Origin of the sequence: Paraburkholderia phenazinium (assembly GCF_900141745.1) — a bacterium.
GTDB classification, from domain to species: domain Bacteria; phylum Pseudomonadota; class Gammaproteobacteria; order Burkholderiales; family Burkholderiaceae; genus Paraburkholderia; species Paraburkholderia phenazinium_B.
Window position 1 is genome coordinate 3,364,838 of record NZ_FSRM01000002.1, and the last position, 16,615, is coordinate 3,381,452.

At 61.5% G+C, this 16,615-nt stretch carries 16 protein-coding genes; 7 read left to right on the forward strand and 9 right to left on the reverse strand.

What is annotated here, in order from left to right:
• Positions 1-9: 9 nt before the first annotated feature.
• A complete protein-coding gene (gene tssB / locus BUS06_RS34925) occupies positions 10-528 on the reverse strand; it encodes a type VI secretion system contractile sheath small subunit (RefSeq protein ID WP_074268809.1) in 519 nt (172 codons plus the stop codon).
• Between the two features lie 319 nt (positions 529-847).
• Here tssB and BUS06_RS34930 point away from each other — a divergent pair, with 319 nt between their 5' ends.
• Genes BUS06_RS34930 through BUS06_RS34940 form a run of 3 tightly spaced genes read left to right on the forward strand, consistent with a single transcriptional unit; the run spans position 848 to position 4,124 of the window.
• Positions 848-1,792, forward strand: a complete 945-nt coding sequence (locus BUS06_RS34930; protein ID WP_074269494.1) for a hypothetical protein — start codon at positions 848-850, stop codon at positions 1,790-1,792.
• A complete protein-coding gene (locus BUS06_RS34935; RefSeq protein WP_074268810.1) occupies positions 1,789-2,679 on the forward strand; it encodes a c-type heme family protein in 891 nt (296 codons plus the stop codon). Before BUS06_RS34930 ends, BUS06_RS34935 begins: the two co-directional genes overlap by 4 nt.
• Positions 2,680-2,693: 14 nt before the next feature.
• Complete coding sequence (locus tag BUS06_RS34940; RefSeq protein WP_074268811.1) at positions 2,694-4,124, forward strand: serine/threonine-protein kinase; 1,431 nt, start codon at positions 2,694-2,696, stop codon at positions 4,122-4,124.
• Between the two features lie 11 nt (positions 4,125-4,135).
• On the opposite strand, the gene BUS06_RS34945 is transcribed toward BUS06_RS34940, so the two are convergent.
• Positions 4,136-4,975: an oxidoreductase gene (locus tag BUS06_RS34945; protein WP_074268812.1), complete on the reverse strand. Its 840-nt coding sequence runs from the start codon at positions 4,973-4,975 to the stop codon at positions 4,136-4,138.
• A 277-nt stretch (positions 4,976-5,252) separates the two neighbouring features.
• Here BUS06_RS34945 and BUS06_RS34950 point away from each other — a divergent pair, with 277 nt between their 5' ends.
• The gene (locus tag BUS06_RS34950) at positions 5,253-5,801 is read left to right on the forward strand and encodes a carboxymuconolactone decarboxylase family protein (RefSeq protein ID WP_074268813.1); all 549 of its coding nucleotides are present in this window, start codon (positions 5,253-5,255) and stop codon (positions 5,799-5,801) included.
• A gap of 146 nt (positions 5,802-5,947) precedes the next feature.
• Here the strand turns inward: BUS06_RS34950 and BUS06_RS34955 are convergent, their stop codons facing one another.
• Positions 5,948-6,448 (reverse strand): GNAT family N-acetyltransferase, encoded by a 501-nt coding sequence (locus BUS06_RS34955; RefSeq protein WP_083611738.1) that lies wholly within the window; start codon positions 6,446-6,448, stop codon positions 5,948-5,950.
• Positions 6,449-6,476: 28 nt separating this feature from the next.
• Entirely contained in the window at positions 6,477-7,247 is a 771-nt protein-coding gene (locus tag BUS06_RS34960) for an SDR family oxidoreductase (RefSeq protein WP_074268814.1), read from the reverse strand.
• A gap of 109 nt (positions 7,248-7,356) precedes the next feature.
• Between BUS06_RS34960 and BUS06_RS34965 the strand changes: the two genes are divergently transcribed.
• Both BUS06_RS34965 and BUS06_RS34970 read left to right on the forward strand, forming a co-directional pair.
• Positions 7,357-7,764, forward strand: a complete 408-nt coding sequence (locus BUS06_RS34965) for a winged helix-turn-helix transcriptional regulator (protein ID WP_074268815.1) — start codon at positions 7,357-7,359, stop codon at positions 7,762-7,764.
• On the forward strand, positions 7,761-8,552 hold the full coding sequence (locus BUS06_RS34970; protein ID WP_074268816.1) for a phosphate/phosphite/phosphonate ABC transporter substrate-binding protein: 792 nt from the start codon (positions 7,761-7,763) through the stop codon (positions 8,550-8,552). Before BUS06_RS34965 ends, BUS06_RS34970 begins: the two co-directional genes overlap by 4 nt.
• 20 nt (positions 8,553-8,572) lie before the next feature.
• On the opposite strand, the gene BUS06_RS34975 is transcribed toward BUS06_RS34970, so the two are convergent.
• The 4 genes from BUS06_RS34975 to BUS06_RS34990 form a co-directional block, all read right to left on the reverse strand.
• Positions 8,573-10,594, reverse strand: a complete 2,022-nt coding sequence (locus BUS06_RS34975) for an acetyl/propionyl/methylcrotonyl-CoA carboxylase subunit alpha (RefSeq protein ID WP_074268817.1) — start codon at positions 10,592-10,594, stop codon at positions 8,573-8,575.
• An 81-nt stretch (positions 10,595-10,675) separates the two neighbouring features.
• Positions 10,676-11,461: an enoyl-CoA hydratase/isomerase family protein gene (locus tag BUS06_RS34980; RefSeq protein WP_074268818.1), complete on the reverse strand. Its 786-nt coding sequence runs from the start codon at positions 11,459-11,461 to the stop codon at positions 10,676-10,678.
• 31 nt (positions 11,462-11,492) lie between these two features.
• Positions 11,493-13,100: a carboxyl transferase domain-containing protein gene (locus tag BUS06_RS34985; protein WP_074268819.1), complete on the reverse strand. Its 1,608-nt coding sequence runs from the start codon at positions 13,098-13,100 to the stop codon at positions 11,493-11,495.
• A gap of 92 nt (positions 13,101-13,192) precedes the next feature.
• Positions 13,193-14,374 (reverse strand): isovaleryl-CoA dehydrogenase, encoded by a 1,182-nt coding sequence (locus BUS06_RS34990; protein WP_074268820.1) that lies wholly within the window; start codon positions 14,372-14,374, stop codon positions 13,193-13,195.
• A gap of 209 nt (positions 14,375-14,583) precedes the next feature.
• On the opposite strand from BUS06_RS34990, the gene BUS06_RS34995 reads away from it, so the two are divergent.
• Positions 14,584-15,342: a TetR/AcrR family transcriptional regulator gene (locus BUS06_RS34995; RefSeq protein ID WP_074269496.1), complete on the forward strand. Its 759-nt coding sequence runs from the start codon at positions 14,584-14,586 to the stop codon at positions 15,340-15,342.
• A gap of 13 nt (positions 15,343-15,355) precedes the next feature.
• Here the strand turns inward: BUS06_RS34995 and BUS06_RS35000 are convergent, their stop codons facing one another.
• The gene (locus BUS06_RS35000) at positions 15,356-16,528 is read right to left on the reverse strand and encodes a 4-hydroxybenzoate 3-monooxygenase (RefSeq protein ID WP_074268821.1); all 1,173 of its coding nucleotides are present in this window, start codon (positions 16,526-16,528) and stop codon (positions 15,356-15,358) included.
• Positions 16,529-16,615: the final 87 nt, after the last annotated feature.

A 16,615-nucleotide genomic window follows, 5' to 3' on the forward strand; every position in this document is an offset into this window, starting at 1 on the left:
GACTTTCCCTCACTCCTTCCCGGATTCATCAGCGGCTTTCGGTACCGCGCCCAGTGCCTGCAGCAGTGCCGGATCCTTGATCGCCTGGGCAATCAGCTTTTCTGCGCCCGACTTGCCGTCGAGATACGTGCCCAGATTGGCTAGCTGCGTGCGCGCCTCGAGCAACTTCCTGAGCGGTTCGACCTTGCGCGCCACCTCGGCAGGCGAGAAGTCATCCATGCTTTCGAAGGTCATGTCGACTGCGAGGTGGCCTTCGCCCGTCAACGTGTTGGGCACACTCAGGCTCACCCGCGGCTTCATCGACTGCATGCGGCTATCGAAGTTGCTGACATCGAACTCGAGCGCCTTGCGTGCTTCAATCGCGGGAAGTTCGGCGGCATTGGCACCGGACAAATCCGACATCACGCCCATCACGAACGGGAGCTGTACCTTCTTCTGCGCCCCATACAGTTCGACGTCGTACTCGATCTGCACGCGCGGCGCCCGGTTGCGCCCAATAAATTTCTGACTGTTCTGTCTCGTTGACATTGGCTGCTTCCTTTCAGTGTTGACCATGTGATGGATTCGACGATGCGCTCGATCTGTACGGTGAACGCTGTCCGCACCTACAAAACGCTCAGCGTCGCGATCTATTCCGTCTAAATTTTTCCGCGTTCGTCAGGTGCTGTGCTTGCCGGCGTGATCCCCGCCCGCTGGCTACACAACGCCCCAGAGTTGGGGGATATTCCGCAACCACTTTAAATTTGCGCGCTTTGTCATTCGCGGCGGCCACGGAATAAACCGCGCGTTCGAGCGTTTTATGGGGACGCCTTCTCCGTACTTCGTCGATGTCATGGCGCTTCAGAACATGAAACTCTCAACTCAACCCAGCAGCGCATTGCGTGGCAAACAGACCTTGTTGGCCCTGCTCGTCCTCGTCGCGATTACGTCACGGGCGCAAGCGGCGTGGCAACTCGTGCGTGCCGATGCACGCCCGGTCGCCATCCACGACACGGGGCTGTATCAGCCGGACATCGGGCAACGCTTCGGGACGGACGACATCGTCGAGACACCGGCAAGCGGCGGCATACAGATTCAGGACGAGGCGGGGAACATCGTCGCGCTGGGTCACGACACGCGTGTGATGTTGTCGCGCGACGCGCATATCGCGTTGCTGAAGGGATGGATGAAGGTGCGCAATGCGTGCAACACGAATGATTGCGCCGCACCGGTTATCGAAACAGAGCGCAGCCGATTTTTGCCGGCAGCCGATACGGCGCTCGTGATTGCGGCGAAAGCCGCGGGCTATCAGGACACCGACGCGGTGTTCTGCGAGAGCGGCACGGCAAGCGTCAGCGCAATTGCAGGCTCGCACGGCAAGCCGGTGCCGTTACGCGTCGACGCGCACGGCTTCGCCACGCACTCCACGGCACAGGAACCCGTCACTCTCGCGACGCGGCCCGATTCCGCATTTATCGCGTCGATGCCGGTCGCCTTTCGCGACGCGTTGCGCACCATCCCTGCGCTAACCACCGTGCACAACGATCCGCCCAAAGACATGCGTCCCGTCGCTTACGACGATGTGTCGGACTGGCTCGCAAGCAGCCTGGCAGTGCGTACTGCGTCGCCCACACGTTTTACGGCGCGGTTCCGCACACGTCTTTCCGATGGGGCGTTTCAACACGCCATCAAGCAGAACATCCGTGAGCTGCCCGACTGGCGTCCGCTCGTTTATCCGCCGCCACGTGTCCTCGCGCGCAGCACAGCGTTCCAGCAGCGATCACCCTATTCCTCCGACTCCGTACACCCATGAAGATCTCGCTCGCCATCAAGTTCAATCTCGTGTTTATCGCGATCTTCGCGATCGGGCTCACGGCTATCGGTCTCGTCGCCGATCGGGTTTTGCAACAGCAGGCGCTGGAGGAAACACGTCACGATGCCGATGTGCTGTTGAGCGCCGCCGGCGCCGTGCAAAACTACACCGCCCAGCACATCACGCCATTGCTCGCAACGCAGATCCAGTATTCATTCGTGCCAGAATCGGTGCCGGCGTACTCTGCAATCGAGATGTTGAATACGCTGCAAAGCGCGTTTCCAAACTTTTCGTACCGCTCGACCATGGTCAACCCGACCAATCCGCGCGACCGGCCCACTGACTGGGAAACCGAGGTGATCAACCACCTTCACGACCATCCCGAACTGAAGGAAATCACGGGGCAACGCCGCACGCCTGGGGGCGATCAGTTGCTGTTCCTCGCGCACCCCAGCAGCATCACCGATTCAAGCTGCATGCAATGCCACAGCACGCCCTCCGCGGCCCCGCGCACGATGTTCGACAAATATGGTCCGGCGAACGGCTTCGGCTGGACCATGAACGAGGTCATTGGCGCGGAGTTCGTCTCAGTACCGATGTCGGAGTCGATCGCTCGCGGTCACGCGGTGTGGCGCAGCCTGATGGTGTCATTGAGTGCGGTGTTCGCAGTTGTGCTCGTCGTGCTCAACCTCATGGTGCACTTTCTGGTGACTCGCCGTCTGCAGATGCTGTCACGCGCGGCCGACGAAGTGAGTCTTGGCAAGTTAGGAGACGTTGCGTTGCCGGCAGGCGGGCGCGATGAAATCGCATCGTTGGCCGTTTCGTTCGGACGGATGCGCACGAGCCTCATTGCAGCCTTTGAGATTCTCGAGGAAGGTCAACGGTAACCGGGCGACGCGTCATGGACCACGAAGATACTTCGCGCACGGCCAGCTTGCCACGGCAGATAGGCCGCTATCAGGTCGAACGGGTGCTCGGCCGCGGCGCAATGGGCACGGTATATCTCGCCACCGATCCGCATATCCAGCGGCAGGTGGCGTTGAAAACCATTCGCTCTGCACTGCTTGACGACACAGGAACCGGCGACGATCGGCCTTCCGGCAGCGAATTGACCGAACGCTTTCTCAACGAAGCGCGCGCCGCCGGGCGTCTCGTGCATCCGCACATCGTCAGCGTATTCGACTACGGGGAGACCCATGGCGTCGCATTCATTGCGCTGGAATACGTGCCCGGCGAAACGCTCGCGCAACGTCTCGCCCGGCGTGTCCGCAGCGGGAGTGCAATACCGGTGCTCGAGGCGCTGAGCTGGTTTGCGCAACTGCTGGATGCGCTCTCATATGCCCATGAGCTTGGGGTCATCCATCGTGACATCAAGCCCGCCAATCTTCTGATTACGCCGCGCGGCGACTGCAAGGTGACGGATTTCGGCATCGCCCAACTCGATACCGGGCGTCTGACCCAGGCAGGCATGATGATCGGCACGCCGAGCTACATGTCGCCTGAACAGTATGCGGGCGGGAATATCGACGCGCGTAGCGATCTCTTCTCCGCCGGCGTCGTTCTCTACGAAATGTTGACGGGTAAGTGCCCATTCAGCGGAACGTCAGCGGCAATGATGCACCAGGTCATCAACGAGATGCCACCGCCCCCGTCCAGCCACGTGGCTGATCTTCCTGCTGAACTCGACGCCATGATGATGAAGGCGATCGCCAAGCGCCCCGAGCAGCGCTTCGCGACTGCTCTGAGCTGGCGGAACGCTTTGCTTGTCCTGCACGACACCTTGAAGGACAGGCTCGATCCTGACCATACCGTGATCGCTGCGAAGCTGCCGCGCAAGGCGCTCGAACCCCTGCCGGTAGCCGCGTCCGGCCTGTCAGGCAGCTTTCTCGCTACATTAGAGGAGCGGCTTGCCAGCCACGTTGGGCCGATCGCCTCGCTGCTGGTGCGGCGCGCCGCATCGCAGGCGACCGATTCACGAGCGCTCGCCGCGCAGTTGGCCCGACATCTGCCCGACGAAGCGGCTCGCCGCGAATGGGGCACCATGCTCAAGCAGCATCTGCTGGAGTCAGGGCAAGGCTCTTCGTTTCAAGTTGTGAGCGAGACACTGGCCTTCGAAAGCGCGCACGCAGCGACCGCGACGCTCGATCCCGCTCATATCGAAGCCGCCACGCGACAACTGGCGGTGCACGTGGGCCCCATTGCGCGGATTGTCGCAGGACGCGCAGCACGGGGCGCGGACGCAGCCACCTTCCATGCGCGTCTCGCCGATGCGCTGCCGTCGTCAGTGGATAGAGAGGCTTTCCTGCGTGCACTTGGCGAGTCGGCCACGTGACCTTCATCGACTTACCTGAAGCTCGTGCTTCTCGTCAGTTCTTCCCATGTATCAAGCTCGCGACCCAGGTCGTCGAGCTTGCTGCGAATCAGATCGAGCGCGTCGCCACCGAGCACCAGATGCAATGGCGGCTTATCTGCTTCGAGCGCGGCTATGATCGCCTTGCCGCCGAGCACGGGATCGCCCTGCTGCTTGCCGTGCGCAGCCGTCACGCCGTCCCGCGCCTTGCCGACGGTGTCCGCATAGGCCGCAAGACGCACGTTCGATTGCTTCATCGAGCCGCCGCGGAAATCGGTGCGAAAAGCACCTGGCTCAACGACGGTCACCCCCAGGCCAAAGGGAGCGAGCTCTTTGGCCAGTGTCTCTGACAGCCCCTCCACTGCGAACTTTGCCATGTGGTAAAACCCGACGCCCGGGAAGGTTGTCAGTCCACCTACCGAACTGATGTTGACAACATGTCCACGGCCACGCTCGCGCATACCTGGCAGGACGGCCTTTATCATGTTCCAGGTGCCGAACACGTTCGTCTCGAACATCGCCCGAACGTCGGCATCCTCGCCTTCCTCGATCGCGCCGAGGTATCCATACCCGGCATTGTTGACCAGCACGTCCACCGCGCCAAACCGGCGCTCAGCGGCACGGACGGCGGCTTTCGCCTCGTCGGGTTTCGTGACGTCGAGCTGGACAGCCAGCGCGACGGCCGGATGCTCCTTGACGATGTCTTCGACAGCGGACACATCCCGTGCACTCACGACGACCCGATAGCCCGACTCCAAAGCCTGTCGCGCAAGTGCACGGCCCAAACCCTTCGAGCATCCAGTAATCAGCCAGACCGCGTTCTTTCCGAGCATTGTCAATCTCCCACGTTATCAGTTCATCGCCGCTTGACCCGCAAGCCACACCGGCTCGCTCGCGCCTAAACCCGGCACCTCTGGGCTGAGTATAGAAAGGGTTTCGCTTCTTATCAGGCTGGATAACCAGGATGAATCATGCGATCTGATCGAACAATCGCAGCCGCGCTGCCGCTATTACTTCGGAGGTAGTTGGCGCATTGCCCGCACAAACTTAATCTACGTCTGTCGTGCGATCACTACTTAACGTACGCGCTTAACTCTCAAGGAAAAAACCATGGCTAAGTTTCCCGTTTATACGCTTGAATCCGCACCCGAACAATCGAAGCCGTCGTTGCAGGCACTCGCGCAAGCGTTTGGCATGGTGCCCAATATTGCCGGCGCGATCGCCGGATCGCCGAAGCTGATCAACGGTCTGGTCGGCGTGTTCCAGCAGGTTCATACCGGCAGCTTTACGGAAGCACAGATCCAGACGCTTCTGCTGACGAATGCCGTCACGAACGGCTCCACCTGGGCGGTCGCTTTCCATACGTTCCTGGCACTCAAGGAAGGCCTTCATGAAGCAGACGTCCAGGCGATCCGTACGCGCGGCTTGCCGCAGGACAGCAAGCTCGCCGCGCTTTCGCGTCTTGCACGTACTTTGATCGAAAAGCGTGGTCGTCTCGACGATCGCGATGTCGCCTCGTTCACGGCTGCCGGATTCGACCAGTCTCTGGTGCTCGAAGTCATCCTGGTCGTGGCCGCATCGACCATCACCAACTATGCCGGCAGCGTCGCCAATCCTCCGCTGGAGGAAATGTTCGGCGAATACGCCTGGACTGCCTGACTATAAGTGGATCGTCGAACCTGTTGTTGAGTGGTGAGGCATTCGTCAATTCGGATGCCTTACTAGCTCCTTGATTGACGAAGTCACTCCGAAGTCCGCGCGGTGAACGGTCTAACGACCGGCCGCGCTATCGATACCGATGCGGTTCACGCCAGAGGCAACTTATAAAAGAGCGTATCGATCTCGGCCGCAAACCGCTCAGTGGGAAGCTCACTACGTGGCACTCTCTGGAAACCATTTTTTTCGTAAAACCGCTGCGCAGCGACGGTTAGTTCGATGGTACCGAGGCATAGAGTTGTTGCGCCACCCTGACGAGCATGTTGCACGAGATGGTCCAGAAGACGTTGCGCCGTGCCTATCGTGGTGCCGCGGAATTCCTTGAGGACATAGAACCTTTTCATGGCAATCAACCCGTCGCCGAGGTCTTTCAAGGAAGCGGTACCGACCACCCGGCTGTCGCTGATCGCAATCCAGAACCCGCTGGCACCCTCTTGATAAGCGTGAGCCAGATCGCCAAGATCACTCTCCGCGCGTGGGTCGTCGTGAATGCCGAATTCCGCCCAGACTTGCGAAATGAGCGACCAGACATCACTCTCCCAGGACTGGGAGAATCGTTCGATCTGAACAACGGCGATGTCTGATCTCATGGTTTGAGCCCGATCTGATACAACACATCTAGCTGCCAGCGAAGTGATCGTTCAAGCCGGCAAACTGTTTTGCATAACGTTCACGTCCCTGCTCGGCCGCAAAGCGCAGCGGGAGCACACGCTTGACCAGCACTTCGTGCGCGTCAGGCTGCGACTCCAGAATCGACATGACTTCGTCAATATACTCCGTAAGCGGCATCGCGTTGGGGTCGCTGGCCTGTTGCTCACCCATCAGTTCGGTCTGCACGTAAGGCGGCGCGATTTCGACAACATCCACATTCGTGCCCTTAAACTGATAGCGCAGCGACTCGCTAAACGAGTGGATTGCTGCCTTGGTGGCGCTGTACGTCGGCGTGATGGCGAGCGGCAGGAATGCCAGTCCCGACGACACGGTCAGCACCGTCGACTTCGCCTGTTTACGCAGCAGTGGCAACAATGCAGCAGTGAGACGAATAGGGGCGAGCAGGTTCGTGGCGATCGTCGCCTCGGCGATACTCGTATTCACATCGGCCGCACGCCAGTCTTCAGGCTGCATGATGCCAGCATTGTTGAGGAGCGCGTTCAGCGTGGGATAGTCGCGAGCGATCTGCGCCGCGAAGCGGGCAATGTCTTGCGGATCCGTGAGGTCCAGCGTGGCTGTCTCGATGCCTGGATTGGCCTCGCGCACAGCATCGAGTGCGGACTGGCGGCGCCCCGCGACGATGACCTTGTTGCCACGGCGATGAAATGCTTCCGCGAGCGCGCGCCCAATGCCCGAACCGCCGCCGGTGATCAGAATCGTGTTTCCGCTAATTTGCATGGCTGTTCTCCTGTATGAGGTTGTGCTAGCGTATGGCAAGCACTCTCATTCGGGAAGTAGGCACCGGTTTGTGTGGTACGAACATCAATGTGCGTAATGCGGATTCTCAATGGCGAACGGCAAAAAAGAAAATCGACGGGTCGTATTCAAATCGACGACCGGGCACTCGTCCTCAGCGGAACTCGATGCACTTGTGCTCGACGTGCTCGGCCGCGTCGCGGACAAATGGACGATGTGCGTCCTTGAGGTGCTCAATCAGAACGGCGTAGTGCGCTTTACGCGCGTCGGCGAACTGGTCGGCTCGATCAGCCAAAGAATGTTGACGAAGACGTTGCGGCAAATGGAGGCCGACGGACTCGTGTTGCGTACCGTGCATCCGGAGGTTCCCCCACGCGTCGAATACTCGTTGACTGAACTGGGAACGAGCCTGTGCGCAGCATTCTGCGAAGTGTGGCAATGGGCCGAAAGACACGAACCGGAACTACGCGAATTGCGCAAGAAAAGAGAACCCTCATGAACCGCGTCGCCGCCCTTCCGATGTACAACGTCACGCCCGCGCTCGCCGCCGTGTGGCGCGCGTTGCTTGCTGACGTCTTAAAGGCAGTGGACCCGCATGCCGCCCTGATCGATCCGGGTGAAGACCTGCATGCGCTGTGGCGCCGCCCCGACCTCCTGATATCGCAGACCTGCGGTTATCCGCTTGTCAGCGGTTTGCAGCGTCACGTTCAATTGATTGCGACGCCGCAATTCGACGCACCAGGCTGTGCGGGCGCGAACTATTCGAGCGTGCTGATCACCCGAGCGAACGCACCGTTCGACTCTCTGGACGCATGCCGCGGCACACGCGCTGCCTATAACCAGGACGATTCGAATAGTGGCATGAATGTATTCCGACATGCGGTGGCGCCGCTTGCAAAGGATGGGCGATTCTTTAGCGAAGTCATCCGCACCGGTTCGCACCTCGGCTCGCTGCGAGCGGTGGTGGAGAACCGCGCGGATGTCGCCGCAATCGACTGTGTCACGTTTGCGTTCATGTGCGACGAGTTGCCCGACCTCGCGCAGCAGGTGCGAGTGCCGGGCTGGACAGCCGCATCGCCGGGCTTGCCGCTGATTGCCGCGAACGATGTGCCGCAGAGCACCGTCGAATCGATGCGCGCGGCGCTCGACGACGCCCTCGCTTCACAACCCATGCGTGCGAAGCGACTGCGTCTCAAGGGATTTTCACACCTGTCGCTGAGCGACTATGCGCGCATCAACCAGATGGAAAACGAGGCGCGGGCCCTGGGGTATCCGCACCTTGCCTGAGCGGTCTGGACTACGCGCAATCAACCGACATCCAGCACCAGCAACTGCGCACCGTCCGCTACCTGATCGCCCACCGCGTACAGCACCTCCGATACCGTGCCGGCCGCCGGCGCTCCGATGGTGTGCTCCATCTTCATGGCTTCCATGACGATCAGCGGCGTACCTTTCTCGACAACCGCACCCGGTTCGACAAGAACCGCGATCACCTTGCCGGGCATCGGCGCGGTGAGGCGCCCTTCGCCATGTTCGGCATCGGCCGCGTGCGCGAGCAGGTTTTGCCATTCGAAAGCCAACGCCTCGCCCAGACAGAACACATGGAACACGTCGCCATCCACGAAGACGCGCCCGGTGACGTGCGAGTCGCCGATCGTCGCGCCGAACTCATGTGCACCTGTTCCGCGCCACCACGTAAAGCCGTCGCGCTGACCATCATGTTCCAGTGTCTGCACGCCGCCATCGCGAGCAAACGTCACCGCAAAGGCGCTTTCGTTTTCGACGTCGCGCCATGCGAGGGTCTGCGTATAGCCACTATTTAACCGCCAATGCGACAGCGCATCCCACGGCGATGCGCCATGGGCCGTACCGCCTTCACGCGTTAGCAAAGCTGCACTGGCCAGCGCCACGGCTTCGCGAAATGGCTTTTGCACCGGCGCAAACAACGCAGCGTGATGCCGCTCGATCAGGCCGGTATCGAGATCGCCACTGGAAAACGGCTCGCTCGTGACGATACGCTGCAAAAACTCGACATTGGTATGCGGCCCCACCACCTCGCAAGCGCGCAACGCCCGGCTCATCCGCGCCAGCGCCTCGGCACGCGTCGCACCGTGGACGATCAGCTTCGCAATCATCGGATCGTAGTACGGCGTGATCGTGTCGCCTTCGCGCACGCCGCTATCAATCCGCACCGCAGCGCGCGAACCGGGTACCCCCGGCGAACCGATCGCAAACTCCACGCCTTCAGGCATGCGCAGATGCTTGAGCGTGCCCGTCGACGGCAGGAAGCCGCGTGCCGGATGCTCGGCGTAGATACGCGCTTCGATGGCGTGACCATCGAGTTTCAGTTGCGTTTGTGTCAGCGGCAACGGCTCGCCTGACGCTACGCGCAATTGCCATTCCACCAGATCGAGGCCCGTTACCATTTCGGTGACCGGGTGCTCGACCTGCAGGCGCGTATTCATCTCCATGAAGTAGAAGTCGCTCGCACCGGTCATGATGAATTCAACCGTGCCGGCGCCGACATAATTCACCGCACGCGCCGCCGCGACCGCCGCTTCGCCCATCGCACGCCGCAACTCGGCGGCAAGGCCCGGCGCTGGGGCTTCTTCCAACACCTTCTGATGGCGACGCTGCACCGAACAATCGCGGTCGAACAGATATACGGTGCCGCCCTGCTGATCGGCGAACACCTGCACTTCGACATGGCGCGGCCGCGTCAGATACTTTTCGATCAGCACACGATCATTGCCAAAGCTGCTTGCGGCTTCGCGCTTGCACGATGCAAGCGCCGCCGCGAAGTCTTCGCTGCGCTCGACCACGCGCATGCCTTTGCCGCCACCACCTGCGCTCGCTTTGAGCAGCACCGGATAGCCGATCGCATCTGCTTCACGTTGCAGCAGTTTGGCATCCTGATCGTCGCCATGGTAGCCCGGCACCAGCGGCACGGCAGCAGCATGCATCAACGCTTTGGCAGCCGCTTTCGAGCCCATTGCCGCAATCGCTTCGACGGGCGGTCCGATGAACGCAATGCCTGCGGCTGCGCACGCCTGGGCGAAGTCTTCGTTTTCCGACAGGAAACCGTAGCCTGGATGCACCGCCTGTGCGCCGGTTGCGAGCGCCGCCGCGATGATGCGTTCGTAGCGCAGATAGCTCTCCGCCGCAGTCGCGCCGCCGATGTGCACCGCCTCATCGCACGCCGCGACATGCTTCGCGTTGGCGTCCGCATCGGAATACACCGCTACGCTCGCGATGCCGAGACGCTTGCAGGTTGCGGCGACCCGGCAGGCAATCTCGCCGCGGTTAGCGATCAGAATCTTGTTGAACATGAGGTGTCTCGATGAAGTGTCCCGTTCAGGACCGTTGTTCTGCGGGTAATCGTGGCGTCCGGCGGCATCATGCCCAAGGCCTTATGTGCGCCACGACGGCGTGCGCTTTTCGAGGAACGACGCCACTCCTTCGCGACCTTCCGCACTGGCGCGCACGCGCGCGATACGCGAGGCCGTGTCCGCGATCAGCGCTTCATCCAGTTCGCGCCCCGCGATGTCCTGCACGAGTTGCTTGCAGGCTCGCACGGCGTGCGGGCCGTTGGCGCACAGCGTGCCGGCCAGTTGCTGCACGGTGGCGTCGAGTTGGTCTACGCTGACCGATTCGCTGACGAGGCCCAGGCGCAGCGCCGTTGCGCAGTCGAACAATTCCGCGGTGGTGAAGTAGCGACGCGAGGCCTGTTCGCCAAGCGCGCGGATCACATACGGCGCGATGGTGGCGGGAATCAGACCGAGGCGCGCTTCGGAGAGGCAGAAGCGCGCGGTGTCCAGCGCCACTACGATGTCGCACGCGCAGATCAGGCCCATGCCGCCCGCGTAGGCGTCACCACTGACGCGAGCGATCACCGGCTTGTTGCAGCGGTAAATCGCCGACAGCATGGCGGCGAGACGCATCGCGTCGGCACGGTTCTCCTCGTCGGAGTAACCGGCCATCTTTTTCATCCAGTTCAGATCCGCGCCCGCGCAAAACGCCTTGCCGTTTGCCGCCAGCACGACCGTTCGCACGTCGTCGCGCCCGTCGAGCGACTGGAATGCCGAGGTCACTTCGGCAATCATCGTTTCGTTGAATGCGTTGCGTACATCGGGTCGGTTCAGCGTGACTGTCGCAACCTGACCGGCTGTCGTCAGGATCAATGTTTCGTATTGCATATCGATTCGCTCCTTCCGTCGAGCTGCCGCGTTACATCCTGAACACGCCGAAACGCGTGTCTTCGATCGGTGCATTCATTGTCGCGGACAGTCCGAGGCCGAGCACATCGCGGGTCTGCGCCGGGTCGATCACACCGTCGTCCCACAGGCGTGCACTCGCATAATACGGGTGCCCTTGATGCTCGTATTGCTCGCGGATCGGCTGCTTGAACGCCTCTTCCTCCTCCGCACTCCAGGCGCCGCCCTTGCCTTCGATCCCGTCGCGTTTAACGGTGGCCAGCACGGAGGCCGCCTGTTCCCCGCCCATCACCGAAATGCGCGCGTTCGGCCACATCCACAGGAAACGCGGCGAATACGCGCGGCCGCACATGCCGTAGTTGCCCGCACCGAACGAGCCGCCGATGATCACGGTAAATTTCGGCACCTTGGCCGTCGCGACGGCCGTCACCATCTTCGCGCCGTTGCGTGCGATACCTTCGTTTTCGTACTTGCGACCCACCATGAAGCCGGTGATGTTCTGCAGAAACACAAGCGGGATCTTGCGCTGGCAGCACAGCTCGATGAAGTGTGTGCCCTTGAGAGCCGACTCCGAAAACAGAATGCCGTTGTTAGCGATAATGCCGACCGGATGGCCCCAGATATGCGCGAAACCAGTGACAAGCGTCGTGCCGTAGCGGGCCTTGAATTCGTCGAAAGCGGAGTCGTCGACGATACGCGCGATCACCTCGCGGATATCGAACGGCTTGCGCGTATCGACAGGGATCACGCCGTAGATGCTCTGCGCGTCGTAACGCGGCGGTTTCGGCTCCTGCAGCGCCACCGGAACCTGCTTGGTACGGTTCAGATTACCCACGATGCTGCGCGCAATCCCCAGCGCATGCGCGTCGTTTTGCGCCAGATGATCGACCACGCCCGACAGGCGCGTGTGCACGTCGCCGCCACCGAGGTCTTCCGCGCTCACTACTTCGCCGGTCGCGGCTTTCACGAGCGGCGGCCCGCCGAGAAAAATCGTTCCCTGGTTCTTGACGATGATCGACTCGTCACTCATCGCCGGCACGTAAGCGCCACCCGCCGTGCACGAACCCATCACCACCGCGATCTGCGGAATGCCGGCTGCGGACAGGTTCGCCTGGTTGTAAAAGATGCGCCCGAAGTGATCGCGATCGGGGAACACGTCATCCTGATTCGGCAGATTGGCGCCGCCCGAATCCACCAGATACACGCACGGCAGATGGTTTTCAGCGGCAATCTCCTGCGCCCGCACATGTTTCTTCACGGTGACCGGATAGTACGTACCACCTTTGACAGTGGCGTCGTTGCAGACGATCACGCATTCCTGCCCGGCGATGCGGCCAATACCGGTGATCACGCCGGCACCCGGGGCATCGTCGTTATACATGCCGAACGCCGCCAGTTGCGACAGTTCCAGAAACGGCGTGCCCGGATCGAGCAGTTGCGCGATCCGGTCGCGCGGTAGAAGTTTTCCGCGTCCCACGTGCTTGTCGCGCGCGGCCTGCCCGCCGCCAAGCGCAAGCTTCTCGACTTTAGCGCGCAGGTCGGCAACCAGCACCTCAAGCGCGGCCGCGTTGTTGCGGAAGTCGTCCGAGCGGGGATTCAGCTTTGTTTCGATGATCGGCATTGCTTGGCTCTCCTGAGCGCCGCTGTTCTATGCGCCGCCCGGTTCGACCAGGCGGGTTGAGTGGCAACTGAGTGGCAACCGGGTGCCACCAGTCAGGCCGTTTCAGCAAACAGTTCGCGGCCGATCAGCATACGGCGGATCTCGCTGGTGCCCGCGCCGATCTCATAGAGCTTCGCATCGCGCCACAGACGGCCCACCGGGTACTCGTTGATGTAGCCGTTGCCGCCGAGGATCTGGATCGCTTCGCCGGCCATCCACGTGGCCTTTTCAGCGGTGTAGAGAATCACGCCGGCGCAGTCCTTGCGCATCTGGCGCACGTGCTCGGAACCCATTGTGTCCAGTTGGCGACCCACCGCGTACAGATACGCACGGCAAGCCTGCAGCGTGGTGTACAGATCGGCCACCTTGCCCTGGATCAGCTGGAATTCGCCGATCGACTGGCCGAACTGCTTGCGGTCATGAATATACGGAACCACCGCGTCCATCACCGCGACCATGATGCCGGTCGGGCCGCCTGCCAGCACGGCGCGCTCGTAATCGAGCCCGCTCATCAACACCTTCACGCCGCCGTTCAACTGGCCGAGGATATTTTCTTCCGGCACCTCGACGTTCTCGAACACCAGTTCGCCCGTGTGCGAGCCGCGCATGCCGAGCTTGTCGAGCTTCTGCGCCACCGAGAAGCCCTTCATGCCCTTCTCGACGATAAACGCCGTGATGCCGCGCGGGCCGGCTTCGAGATCGGTTTTCGCATAGACCACCAGCGTGTCGCAATCCGGGCCGTTGGTGATCCACATCTTGGTGCCGTTCAGCACATAGTGGTCACCCTTCTTGTCCGCGCGCAGCTTCATGCTGACCACGTCCGAGCCGGCGTTCGGCTCGCTCATGGCGAGTGCGCCGACGTGCTCGCCGGACACGAGCTTCGGCAAGTACTTGCGCTTTTGCGCCTCGGTGCCGTTGCGATGAATCTGGTTCACGCAGAGGTTCGAATGCGCGCCGTACGACAGACCCACCGAGGCCGACGCCCGCGAGATTTCCTCCATGGCGATCATGTGGGCCGTATAGCCCATATTGGCGCCGCCGTACTCCTCCGACACCGTCATGCCCAGCACGCCCAGGTCGCCGAATTTCTTCCACAGGTCCATCGGAAACTGGTCGGTGCGGTCGATTTCAGCGGCGCGCGGCGCGATTTCTTTCGCCGCAAAACCCGCGAGGCTGTCACGCAGCATTTCGATCTCTTCACCGAGCGGGAATTGCAAACCGGGCAGGTTACTCATTGCAGTGTCTCCAGGAATTCGTGGGATTAGCGAATTTCACGCTAGATTTACGTATACGTCAATAGGTATTTTTGAGTGATACTCAGATACGGGAAATGTACTCCAAAGCGCCGTTTCAGCGTGCTAAACTCGCCCACACCGGCAGCCTCCAAGGCTCAAAACTGAACTGGACTCATATGATGGCCGCATCGAAGCCTGCACCGACCGCCATGGCGAGGGCCACACCCAAGACAGAGGCGCTTGCATCGCGCCGCGAGCCGGCAGGGCGTAAATCGCAGCAACGCGTGAAGGAAATCCTTCAGGCAGGCCGCGACGTGTTCTCCGAAAAGGGTTACGAACGTGCGACCACGGCAGAGATTGCGCAACGGCTCGGCATCTCCGAGGCGACCGTGTTCAGTTATTTCCGCGGCAAGCGCGAGTTGTGCGCACGGGTGATCGGCGACTGGTACGACGAAATCATCGGTGCAATTGAAACGGGTCTGCCGCGCGACGGCAGCGTGAGGCAGCAATTCGCGTTCATCGTCCGCATGCATCTTCGTTTGATGCTGGTGAACGGCACGGATCTGTGCGCGCTGGTGCTTTCCGAGGGACGCGCGCGGCATCACGAGTTGAGCGAAGCGTTGACCGACCTGCAGCGGCGCTACACGGCACCGCTGATGCGCGTGCTCGCCCATGGCCAGGAAACCGGTCAGATTCGTGCGGATGTGCCGTTACGGCTGCTGCGCTCGATGGTGTTTGGACCCATGGAACACGTGCTGTGGGATGCGACGCTTGCCAATCGCCGCACGGATATCGAAGCCACTGCCGACAGTCTGATCGAGGTGCTGTGGGCGGCATTGCAGCCGCCCGAAGCGGCGCTCGCCGCCCTGGTGCAGTTCCGGCATGAGGTGGGTGAAGCGAGCCGGCGGCTGGAAAAGGCACAAGCGGCAGAAGCGGCGAAGGCAGCACATAAGGTCGCCAGCGCCTAGGAATGCGCAAGGTTCACACCGGCGCCACGCCCACGTAGTTCTCCGCCATCGCGGTAGCCGCTGCCCGCGAGGTAGTGACATGCTCGAGCTCCGCCACCTGAAGTTGCTGCTCGAACGGTGAGGCATCGTCGAGCCGGTGCATCATGCGCGTCATCCAGTACGAGAAGTGCTCCGCCCGCCAGACGCGTTTGAGCGCGGTAGCGCTGTAGTTATCCAGCAGATCCCGGCGGTTTTCCTCGTAAAAGGCCAGCAAGGCAGCGGTCAACACACGCACATCGGCGATCGCCAGGTTCATGCCCTTGGCGCCCGTCGGCGGCACGATATGGGCCGCATCGCCAGCCAGAAAGAGCCTGCCGTGCTGCATGGTGGTCGAGACAAAGCTGCGCATGGCAACAATGTTCTTCTGGAAGATCTTGCCGTCCACCACTTTCTGACCGTCGGAAGAATCGACCCGCGCGTGCATTTCGGCCCAGATGCGATCGTCGGACCAGTTGTCGACAGAGTCCTTCGGGTCGCACTGGAAATACATCCGTTGCACGTTCGCCGAACGGGTACTGACCAGCGCGAAACCCCGTTCGTGGCGCGCGTAGATCAGTTCGTCGGAAGACGCCGGCCCTTCGCACAGGATGCCAAACCATCCGAACGGATAGACGCGCTCATAGTCCTTGCGCAAGACCGCAGGAATCGACGCTCGTGACACTCCTTGCGACCCGTCGCAGCCAATCACGAAGTCGCACTGAAGCTCGCACGCCTCGCCTTGATGGCGAAAGCGGATCGAAGGCGTATCCGTATCGATACCGTGAATCGAAGTATCCGACACGCTGAACAGCAAGGTGCCACCCGCCTCCAGCCGCGCCGCCACGAGGTCCTTGATGACCTCGTGCTGGGCATAGACGGTGATCGAGTGGCCCGTTAGTCCGGTCAGGTCGATCCGGCGGCGCTTGCCCTCGTAAGCGAGTTCAAAGCCATGATGCAGCGCGCCCTCGGCCTTCATGCGCGCGCCGACACCGGCCTCGCAGAGCAGATCCATGGTGCCCTGCTCGAGAACGCCGGCGCGGATGGTGGATTCGATCTGCGCGCGCGTGCGCGATTCGAGCACGACGGACTCGATGCCACGCAGATGAAGCAGATGGGAAAGAAGCAGGCCTGCCGGCCCGGCGCCGATGATGCCGACTTGGGTACGCATAGATGTCTCCTGTCGCGGTCGGTGAGAGTTGGCGCTTTAGCGCTGACGCTCACCCCATGCAACGCAGTTGCGATTGGCGGTAATTGA

Excerpts from the sequence above, each read along its gene's own strand:
- BUS06_RS35000 (WP_074268821.1), bottom strand. The coding sequence starts at position 16,528 with ATGCGTACCCAAGTCGGCATCATCGGCGCCGGGCCGGCAGGCCTGCTT.
- BUS06_RS34960 (WP_074268814.1), bottom strand. The coding sequence starts at position 7,247 with ATGCAAATTAGCGGAAACACGATTCTGATCACCGGCGGCGGTTCGGGC.
- BUS06_RS34945 (WP_074268812.1), bottom strand. The coding sequence starts at position 4,975 with ATGCTCGGAAAGAACGCGGTCTGGCTGATTACTGGATGCTCGAAGGGT.
- BUS06_RS34995 (WP_074269496.1), top strand. The coding sequence starts at position 14,584 with ATGGCGAGGGCCACACCCAAGACAGAGGCGCTTGCATCGCGCCGCGAG.
- BUS06_RS34975 (WP_074268817.1), bottom strand. The coding sequence starts at position 10,594 with ATGTTCAACAAGATTCTGATCGCTAACCGCGGCGAGATTGCCTGCCGG.
- BUS06_RS34940 (WP_074268811.1), top strand. The coding sequence starts at position 2,694 with ATGGACCACGAAGATACTTCGCGCACGGCCAGCTTGCCACGGCAGATA.
- BUS06_RS34955 (WP_083611738.1), bottom strand. The coding sequence starts at position 6,448 with ATGAGATCAGACATCGCCGTTGTTCAGATCGAACGATTCTCCCAGTCC.
- BUS06_RS34965 (WP_074268815.1), top strand. The coding sequence starts at position 7,357 with ATGGCGAACGGCAAAAAAGAAAATCGACGGGTCGTATTCAAATCGACG.
- BUS06_RS34985 (WP_074268819.1), bottom strand. The coding sequence starts at position 13,100 with ATGCCGATCATCGAAACAAAGCTGAATCCCCGCTCGGACGACTTCCGC.
- BUS06_RS34950 (WP_074268813.1), top strand. The coding sequence starts at position 5,253 with ATGGCTAAGTTTCCCGTTTATACGCTTGAATCCGCACCCGAACAATCG.
- tssB (WP_074268809.1), bottom strand. The coding sequence starts at position 528 with ATGTCAACGAGACAGAACAGTCAGAAATTTATTGGGCGCAACCGGGCG.
- BUS06_RS34990 (WP_074268820.1), bottom strand. The coding sequence starts at position 14,374 with ATGAGTAACCTGCCCGGTTTGCAATTCCCGCTCGGTGAAGAGATCGAA.
- BUS06_RS34980 (WP_074268818.1), bottom strand. The coding sequence starts at position 11,461 with ATGCAATACGAAACATTGATCCTGACGACAGCCGGTCAGGTTGCGACA.
- BUS06_RS34935 (WP_074268810.1), top strand. The coding sequence starts at position 1,789 with ATGAAGATCTCGCTCGCCATCAAGTTCAATCTCGTGTTTATCGCGATC.
- BUS06_RS34930 (WP_074269494.1), top strand. The coding sequence starts at position 848 with ATGAAACTCTCAACTCAACCCAGCAGCGCATTGCGTGGCAAACAGACC.
- BUS06_RS34970 (WP_074268816.1), top strand. The coding sequence starts at position 7,761 with ATGAACCGCGTCGCCGCCCTTCCGATGTACAACGTCACGCCCGCGCTC.